Origin of the sequence: Streptosporangium canum, from assembly GCF_900113865.1 — a bacterium.
Classification (GTDB): domain Bacteria; phylum Actinomycetota; class Actinomycetes; order Streptosporangiales; family Streptosporangiaceae; genus Streptosporangium; species Streptosporangium canum.
In genome coordinates this window covers 1-9,112 of sequence record NZ_FOQY01000075.1, presented here as the reverse complement: position 1 = coordinate 9,112, position 9,112 = coordinate 1, and the positions used below count along the sequence as shown (strand labels likewise).

At 66.6% G+C, this 9,112-nt stretch carries 6 protein-coding genes and 1 pseudogene; 2 read left to right on the top strand and 5 right to left on the bottom strand.

The features are described from left to right. Positions 1-424, bottom strand: a 424-nt coding sequence (locus BM085_RS42330; RefSeq protein ID WP_177245562.1) for a dihydrofolate reductase family protein, incomplete at its 3' end; no start/stop codon positions are given. Positions 425-942: 518 nt separating this feature from the next. After that, positions 943-1,458: a Tn3 family transposase gene (locus BM085_RS42325; RefSeq protein WP_218158992.1), complete on the bottom strand. Its 516-nt coding sequence runs from the start codon at positions 1,456-1,458 to the stop codon at positions 943-945. 893 nt (positions 1,459-2,351) lie between these two features. Between BM085_RS42325 and ltrA the strand changes: the two are divergent. Beyond that, positions 2,352-3,545: pseudogene (ltrA, locus tag BM085_RS42320) on the top strand (group II intron reverse transcriptase/maturase); the annotation flags it as partial. A gap of 483 nt (positions 3,546-4,028) precedes the next feature. On the opposite strand, the gene BM085_RS42315 reads toward ltrA, so the two are convergent. The 3 genes from BM085_RS42315 to BM085_RS45125 form a co-directional block, all read right to left on the bottom strand. Further along, on the bottom strand, positions 4,029-4,442 hold the full coding sequence (locus BM085_RS42315) for a hypothetical protein (protein ID WP_093892353.1): 414 nt from the start codon (positions 4,440-4,442) through the stop codon (positions 4,029-4,031). A gap of 469 nt (positions 4,443-4,911) precedes the next feature. Then, entirely contained in the window at positions 4,912-6,216 is a 1,305-nt protein-coding gene (locus BM085_RS42310) for a M50 family metallopeptidase (protein ID WP_093892352.1), read from the bottom strand. Between the two features lie 218 nt (positions 6,217-6,434). Then, a complete protein-coding gene (locus BM085_RS45125) occupies positions 6,435-6,593 on the bottom strand; it encodes a hypothetical protein (RefSeq protein WP_177245561.1) in 159 nt (52 codons plus the stop codon). Positions 6,594-6,900: 307 nt separating this feature from the next. Here BM085_RS45125 and BM085_RS42305 point away from each other — a divergent pair, with 307 nt between their 5' ends. Then, a complete protein-coding gene (locus tag BM085_RS42305) occupies positions 6,901-9,069 on the top strand; it encodes a recombinase family protein (RefSeq protein ID WP_093892277.1) in 2,169 nt (722 codons plus the stop codon). Positions 9,070-9,112: the final 43 nt, after the last annotated feature.

The window sequence follows — 9,112 nt, the reverse complement described above, 5'->3', positions numbered from 1 at the left end:
CGTACTCGTCGATCAGCCCGGCCCGCATGGCCGCCCCGGCGAGCGTCGCGCCGCCGATGTCCATCGGGCCGCCGTCGTCGGCCTTGAGCCTGGTGATCTCGGTGACCGCGTCGCCGGTGACCAGGCGGGTGTTCCAGTCGACCGTGCTGGTCGTAGCGGAGAACACCACCTTCGGCATGTCCCGCCAGCGGCCGGCGAACTCGATCTCCGCCGGTGTGGCACCCGGCTGCTGGTCGGCGGTCGGCCAGTGGGAGCTCATCGTCTCCCACAGTTTGCGCCCGTACAGCGCCAGGCCGGTCGCCCCCACCCGGTCGGACCACCACTGGAACAGCTCGTCGCTCGGTACGCTCCAGCCGAGGTCGTCGCCGGGCGCGGCGATGTAGCCGTCCAGGCTCAGGTTCATGCCGAAGATCAGTTTCCGCATCGTGCCAGCCTCTCGTGAGTCGATCTCACACGTACAGACGGGCACGGCGCGGAAACCTCATCGGTGCGCGATCTGCGTCCGCAGGTAGTCCTCGCATTCCGGACTCGGCACGGCGTACTCGGCTGGGCTCGAGCACTACCCACCGGATCTCGACTTCACCCTCGTACGGGCAGCGGCGCACCCATGGCCGGCTCTCCCCGACCGCTGCTGCCGTCTGCCCGGACGGGAAGGCCTTCCACGGCCACCTGCAACAGAGGCTGTCTACTTTCGCAGAGGCGTTGCGGTAGCGCTCGACGCGCTCGCTGCGCGAGCAGGAGTGTGAGCGATCTGGGTCCCCGAACGCCTGATCACACAGCTATAGCGCCAGCCAGGCCCCCTCACCGCGCTGGAGATCGCCAACCAGTTCCCGACGCTGGGCATCTCGCTCGGCAACCAGCGGCCGCACGTGCCCGGCAAGATCCGCGAGTACCTACCTCTCCCAGCGCCGACGCAGCTAAGCGTTGTTTTTTCGGCGCCTACTACTGAAGGGGCTCCTGAGGGGGCAATGCCCCCGACGCCGAGTGAGCCCTTGCGGTGACTGACTTTCCGCGCGTGGGGAACCGCTGTCCGTCTGATGAGGACAGGGTGCCGGTGCCGAAGATCGGGGTGAGTGGCAGGCGCTGGTGGTAGTCGATGATGGCCAGGTTCGCCGCGCGCAGCGTTTCCTCCCGTACGTACCACTCCGACGTCCACGCGAGCACGTCGTAGGAGATCCCGCACGCGTCGGCCATCCGCGTCAGCCCGAGATTGGCGGAGTGGGCCAGCAGCACCGCGATCAAGTTCCGCTTCAGTTCGGGGCTGCTGGCCTGCTTGCCGCCGGCGTGGGTAAAGCAATCCAGGTAGCCGGTGCGTTTGTCCAGCTCGATCAGCAGCGACACGATCGGCGCGAACGGCAGCATCTCGGTCAGCTCCGCCTTCAACGCAGTCGCCTCGGCCGGGACGTCCTCGGCGGTCAGCGGCGAGATCACCAGATCACCGCCGTCGTCCAGACGCACCGGGCCATCCCCAGCAGCGAGGACTCCCTCCAGCTCGCCGAGCGCCTCACCCAGCTCGTCGGCGGCCGCAGCCAGCGCGCGGTCGGGGGCGGGTTTGCCGACCAGCTGGCAGAACTCCGCGCGCTGGTCGACCCACTTGTCCGGTGTGAGCAGGTAGGCGGCCGGGTCGGAGTAGGGGTCCCGGCAGCAATCGCGGAAAATCCAACGGATGGTGTGTCACGAACCCCGAGAGGGGCTGTCATGTAGGAAAGCTCTCGTAGGTGGTGCTGTGTGAGAGATGGAGGAGTACGGCCCTCCAGCGTCGCTCTGCGGTGGGGAGGCGCTAAACCGCCCTCTGGTGCGTTAGCTGAAGACTGTCGTGCTGAGCGATGAGGGAAAAGGCGTCCGGTTGAGGCGTCAGGTGGGGATCAGGAAGGCGTAGCACTGAAAAGCCCTTCGGGGTTCGCTGTTGAAGCGTCGTAATGGAATAAATGGCATCGAAACCTGGGTCTGCTTCGACCTTGGGATGAGTCTGGCGGGTGCCCGCTTATCGGCCAGACGGTGTTCGGCGTGAAGGTGGCGCGAGCCTGATCTGCTGCTCTTGCATGGAACGTGAGAAGGCGTGTCCCGACACTTCTGCCCGAAGGCGTGTCCGGCGGGTGGTGAGAGGGAGTGTCCCAAGCGGAGAACCCGTGAGGGATTGAGTACCGTCGCGGGCCGCGCCGGGGCCCTGGCCCGTAGTAGCCGTGAAGCCCCTGCTTGATGCGGTGGGGGTGGAGCCAAGGGGCCAGGTCATCTGTGGTTTGATCGTCCGATCAACCAGGCGCTGTCCTGGGAGGAGTCGCGTGAGCGAGCTGAAGTCGACAGGCAAGTCGTTCGAGATCTCCAAGCGGGAGGTCTGAAAGGCATGGGAGAAGGTCAAGAGAAACAAGGGAGGACCGGGCGTCGATGGGATCACCATCGAGGATTTCGAGGCCGATCTGAAGAACAACCTCTATAAGATCTGGAATCGGATGTCGGCGAGGAGCTATTTCCCGCCCCCGGTCAAAGCGGTGGACATACCGAAACAGCATGGCGGCGGCACAAGGACCCTCGGGATCCCTTGTGTCGGCGACCGAGTGGCTCAAACTGTGGTGGCTGCTCACTCGGAGAAGAGGGTGGAGCCTGTATTCCACCCCGACTCCTATGGCTACCGCCCCGGAAAGTCCGCTCTGGACGCGGTGAGGAAATGCCGGGAGCGGTGCTGGAAGAAAGACTGGGTCATCGACCTCGATGTCCGGAAGCTCTTCGACTCCGTTCGCTGGGACCTCATCGTCAAGGCTGTGGAGGCACACACCGAGGCTCCGTGGGTGCTGCTGTATGTGCAACGGTGGCTGCAAGCGCCGATACGGCAGCCCGACGGAAGCGCGCTGGAGCGAACCCGAGGCACCCCACAGGGGTCAGCGGTTTCGCCCGTGCCGGCCAATCTGTTCCTGCACTACGCGCTCGATGCCTGGCTGGTCCGGGAGTTCCCGACAGTCGAGTTCGAGCGTTACGCCGATGACGCGGTGCTGCACTGCGTCACCGAGCGGCAGGCCCGCCATGTCCTGGCGGCGCTCCACGAACGGATGGGACAAGTCGGGCTCACACTGCACCCGGCAAAGACCCAGATCGTGTACTGCAAGGACGCGAACCGGCGCCTGAAACACGGCACCACCCAGTTCACGTTCCTGGGGTTCACGTTCCGGCCTCGCACAGCCACGGCCAAGGACGGCACGCTGTTCATGTCGTTCCTGCCCGCGATCAGCAAGGACGCCCTCAACAAGATCAGCAACGATGTCCGCTCCTGGCGGCTTCACCGGCGGATCGGCTCAACCTTCGCCCAACTGGCCAAAGCGATCAACCCGATCGTTCAAGGCTGGATGCAGTACTACGGGGCGTTCTACCGCACCGTGCTGTATCCCTTCCTGGAGCGCATCAACTCCTACCTGATGCGCTGGATCCGCAAGAAATACCGGCGACTGCGAACGATCAAGAAGGCACTCCGCGCTTTTCAAAACGCGGTCCGTGCCTACCCTGCCATGTTCCGGCATTGGCAATGGGTACCGCACGCCTGGAGAACAGGATGACAAGAGCCCGGTGACGGGAGACTGTCACGCCGGGATCTGAGGGGGCCCGAGGCTGAGATGCCTCGGGCTACCCGCCTGGCATCTACCTGCGGTTTCTTCACAGTAGGCCGGACGACCCAAGCTGAATCATCTTCCTGTACACGCAGGTCAGGCCCTACTTCGTTGGATTCACTGCCGAAACTACGAGGACCCCCTGCTGGGCGAGAGCATCGGACTACGGCGTTGGAGCCCGCGCGAGCCTCCGGACGGCGCGTCTCAGAGTGGGGCCAATTCAGGCCGACATCGAGTTCCCAAGATCACCAGCGGGACCGGGTGGGGCCAGATCCCGAATCAAGCCGTCATAACCAACGCGGGGCCGTTGAGGGCCTGGTCTTCGCCGCCGGCGGAGGCAGCGAGAGATCAGGGCCCCTGTCCGTCCATCTTGCTACCACGATCACAACCCGCGCGTCGCGCAGCGGGTAGGCGTGCGGCCTGCTGCCTGGTCTAATCCCACTTCGAAGGCGGCACCCCACACAAGGTGGTCCATTTCCTCTGCGTCGAATGGACCGTCGGAAGCAGCGCCATCGTCCGGCTTCCCTCCCCCGCCCGAAGCGCGGCGCCGTACGCCTGATGAGCGTAAGCGGCCTCTCTCAGGCTGCCGCGCAGCTCCTGGTCCTCAGCAGCCTCCACCGCTTCGAGCAGCCTCTGCGCATAGAGGTCATAGTCCGCCGGCTCCACTGAGACCCCCAGGTCATCACTGGCGGCAACGCCCATGGCACACGCCTCAGACCGGGCAGAGTCGCCGCCGTTCTTCAAATCCTCGAACCTGTTGACGCCGAAGAACGCCAGAACGGCGATGAGCGACACCGCGATCCCAAGCCACGTCGAGAACTTCTGCGCGTCAGAACTCTCCCCCACGCCTCCTCCTCAGCCCGGCGAAGCGCTGGCAGGGAAGCGAGTCTAGAGACGAACGGAGCCGAGAACTAGTCCGCTGCATTGCCGCAGAGCCCTGCGCCTGACTCATCCCCGAACGTCCCGACCGGAACTTGATCTCAGCCAGGGCTCCAGTCACATACCGTGACCTGCGGCAACGTTGCCCGTTTGGGCCGTATGGCGCAATTCTTACCGGCACCCCGTATTGGCGTACGTTCCGGTACCGACGCAGCTCGCTTTCGATCTTGGTTTCGGGGGGGTGATGTCAGCGGCGTTCGTCGCCTGGAGCACAGCGGACTCGGCGTCTGCCTGCCCCGGGGGGTTGCTACTTACTGGTGGGAGGCGGGGCCCGGGTCTCGATGTGGTGAGGTGCGGAGGGTGGCTGGTGTTGGTCTGGGACGGTTGCACAGGGCCCGCAGCCGGTCCGGTGCTTCCACGGGCGTCACTTGGTCCGTCAGTTCGTCAGCGTGAGCGGGTTGACCAGGTCGGCGTAGACGAGCAGGCCTGCCATGATCATCATCATCAGCGCCGCCGCGTACGTCAGCGGCAGCACCTTGGCGATGTCGACGTACTTGGGCTGCGGCCGCCGCATGACCTTGGCGTAGGCCCGCTTGAGCCCCTCCCAGAGCCCGCCCGCGATGTGCCCGCCGTCGAGCGGCAGCAGCGGGATCAGGTTGAACATGCCGATCGCCAGGTTGAAGCCGGCCAGCAGGCTGACGAAGGTGGCGATCTTCTCCTCGTTGGACAGGTCGGAGGCCAGGATCTCGCCGCCCATGCGGCCCGCGCCGACCATGCCCACCGGGCCCTCGGGGTCGCGTTCCTCGCCGGAGAAGGCCGCGTGCCAGATGCCGACCATCTTCTCCGGCAGGTTGAAGATCGAGCCCGCCACCCTGGCCGTCTGCTCGCCCATGTAGCCGATCACCTGGCCGACGCTCTGCTGCTCCATCACCTTAGTGGGCCGCACGCCGAGGAAGCCGACGTTCTTGTCGATCTTCTCGGGGTCTTCGAGGTTGGGCCGGTCTTGGGCGATGAGCGTGACGTCGAGCGTCATCGGCTTGCCGTCGCGGACGATGCCGAGCTTGACCGGGCCGGGGCCGTGGGAGCGGACCAGGCGGATGGCGTCGTCCCAGGAGCCGATCGTGGCGCCGTTGAAGGAGACCATGTGGTCGCCCGGCTTGAGGCCCGCCTGCGCGGCCGGGGTGGGCTGGTCGCCGGGCTTGCAGGCGGTGTGCTGCTCGGAGACGGGGATCACGCACGTGTTGGTGTCGGGCGAGACGATCGGAGCCTCGGCGGGCAGGCCGATGCCGACCAGCAGGATGGTGGAGAAGACGAACGCGAGCACGAAGTTCATCGCCGGGCCGCCGGACATGATGATGACCTTTTGCCACCACTTCTTGCGGTAGAAGACGCGGTTCTCGTCGCCCGGACGCACCTCTTCCAGCGCGGCCTCGCGGGCGGACTCGATCAGCCCCTGGAACGGTCCTGTCGCCGTGCTCCTGACCTTGGCGGGATCCTCTCCGGGGCGCGGCGGCAGCATGCCGATCATGCGGATGTAGCCGCCGAACGGGATCCACTTGATGCCGTATTCGGTCTCGCCCTTGCGCCGGGACCAGGCCGTGGAGCCGAAGCCCACCATGTACTGGGTCACCTTGACGCCGAAGAGCTTGGCCGGTATCAGGTGGCCGAGCTCGTGTAACGCGATGGAGATCATCAACCCGAGGAGGAAGAGGATGATCCCCGCGACGTAGAGCCAGTTCATCTAGGGGCGCTCCTCGGCAGGCGACATGGACAGATGTGAAGGACGAGACGAAAGGTGCGAAGATCCAATGTAGTCGAATTCGCCACACCACAAGGCTGACCGCATTTCCCGAGCATTGGCAGCTCATGCATTCAGCCCGCGACCTGCTCACCCGGCGGGAGAACACCGTCTCCTCCACGGCCCAGCTCCTCGGTGCCACTGAGGTTGAAAGGCTGAAGTTACGGTGGTCGGAGGATCAGGCCGGTCTGGGCGATGAAGCCGTCCAGCAGGGTGGGGTGGTACTGCATCCGTTTGAGCTTGGTCTTGACCATCGCGGCGAGTTCGTCGGTGTCGCGGGGTGCGAGATTGCCTAGGCCGCGTTTGAGGACCGACCACACGCCCTCAGTCGGTTTGTCACAGTGCGGGGAAAGTTGGACAGCGGGGTGTGAACACGCCGATTATTGGCAGTGAGGGCCTGCTTCGGCTGGTCAAGCTGGTCGAGCGGCTGCGGGCCCGTGACCAAGGTGAAGGCGGCGCGTCATGGACAGCGCAGGCGAGGACGAGCCCCCCAGATTCCGGTGAGCACGCTGTGGGCGGTGCTGCCGGACCCGAACCAGCGGGAGGTGGTCCAGACCCTGATCATGCTGGTGGATCGGGCGACGGGTCGGGGGGTCGGCCTGGATGGGCGGGGCGGGGGTGAGGTCGATGCTGCTGCGTGAGCGTGAGGACGGGAAGGTCCAGGGCCGGCACCGTGACCGCCTGGCGGTGGTGTACGTGCGTCAATCCTCCCGGCAGCAGGTGCTTGATCATGGGGAGTCCACGCGGCTGCAGTACGGGCTGGTCGAGCGGGCGGTCGCGCTGGGCTGGCCGGCCTCGCGGGTGATGGTGATCGATGAGGACCTGGGGCGCTCAGCGGCGAACGCGGCCGACCGGCCGGGATTCGCGCGCCTGGTCACTGAGATCACCATGGGTCATGTGGGGTTGGTACTGGGTTTGGAGATGTCGCGGCTGGCCCGGGCCGGCCGCGATTGGCACCAGCTGGTCGAGCTGTGCTCGCTGTCGGGGGCGCTGCTGGCCGACGCGGACGGGGTCTACGATCCGAACTGGTACAACGATCGGTTATTGCTCGGATTGAAGGGCACCATGACCGAGGTCGAGCTTCATTTGATCAAGCAGCGGATGGCGTCCGGGCGGTTGGCCAAGGCCGCCCGCGGACAGTTGGCGGTCCCGCTGCCGGCCGGGTATGTGCGCCGCCCCTGCGGCGAGGTCGGCCTCGACCCGGACGAGCAGGTTCAGGCGGTCATCCGCCTGGTGTTCGATCTGTTCGAACAGCTCGGGACGGTGCATGCGGTGTTGCGGTTCCTGGTGGAGCATCGAGTGCAGATCGGGATGCGGGAACGGTCGGGGCCGGGCAAGGGCGAGCTGGTCTGGCGGGCGCCGCACCAGCAGGGTCTGATCAACATGCTGCGCAATCCGGCCTATGCCGGGATCTACGCCTATGGGCGCAGCCGTACCGAGGCGGCCCGGCACCTGCCCGGGCGCGAGCACTCCGGCCGGGTGCGCGGCCTGGATGCCGGGCAGTGGCTGGTGCGCATCGAGGGTGCGTTGCCGGCGTACATCACTGTGGAGCGGTATGAGCGCAATCTGGCGCGGATGGCCGCCAACCGGGCGCAGGCCGAGAGTGTCGGGGCGCCGCGCCAGGGCCCGGGCGTGCTGGCCGGTCTGGTGGTCTGCGGGATCTGCGGCCAGCGCATGCAGATCACCTACGAGAGCAACCAGCATGGCCTGATCCACCGCTACTGCTGTCAGCGACGGCATCACACCTACGGGCAACCGCGCTGCCAGCAGATGGCCGGAGGCTTCCTCGACGACCACGTCGTCGCTCAGGTGCTGTCCGCGCTGGCCCCAGCCGCGCTGGAGGTGTCGGTGCGCGCGGCCGAGCAGATCGAGGCGCACCGCCGGCAGGTGGAGCGGATCTGGCGGCAGCGCCTGGAGCGCGCCGAGTTCGCCTGCGATCGGGCGCGACGCCAGTACCAACTCGCCGAGCCGGAGCACCGCTTGGTGGTGCGGCAACTCGAGCACGAGTGGGAACAGGCGTTGACCGCCAGACAGCAGCTGGTGGAGGACTACGAGCGGTTCAGCCGCGAGCGCCCGATGCGGCTGTCGGCGGCCGAACTGGCCGCGATCCGCGCCCTGGCCGACGACATCCCGGCCCTGTGGTCGGCTCCGACGACGAGTGCCGCTGACCACAAGAAGCTGGTACGCGCCGTAGTCGAACGGGTGCAGGTCACCGCCGATGGCGCCGGCGAGAACGTGCACGCCGTCGTCACCTGGGCCGGGGGCCACCAGACCCACGCCGACCTGATCCGTCCCGTGGCCCGGATCGACCAGCTGTCGTACTACCCGGCGTTGACCGCGCGGATCGGAGCGCTGGTGGGCGAGGGGCTGGACAATGCGGCGATCGCCGACCGGCTCGCATCCGAGGGGTTCCGCACACCCCACCTGCACGAACGCTTCCATGTCGGCGAGATCCAGCACCTGATCCGCCGGTTGGGCCTGCGTCCTGGCCTGGATCATGACCGCAGCACCGACCAGGGCGGCCTTGGTCCCGACCAATGGTGGCTGGCCAGCTTGGCCCGCGAGATCGGGATGCCGATGGCGACCTTGTCCGGCTGGCTGCGCCGTGGCTGGGTCACCGGACGGCAGGACACCCGCCCGCCCTACCGCTGGATCATCACCGCCGACCGCGCCGAGACCGAACGCCTTCGCGCCCTGCATCAGCTCCCGGCCGGCTACCACAACCGGCGCCGCTGGACCGACTACGACCCGGCGGGCCGCGGAACGAACGAACACCAAGGAGCGCAAGGCTCATGAACGAACAGTCCTACGCAGACCGCACTGAGACCATCCCATCTCG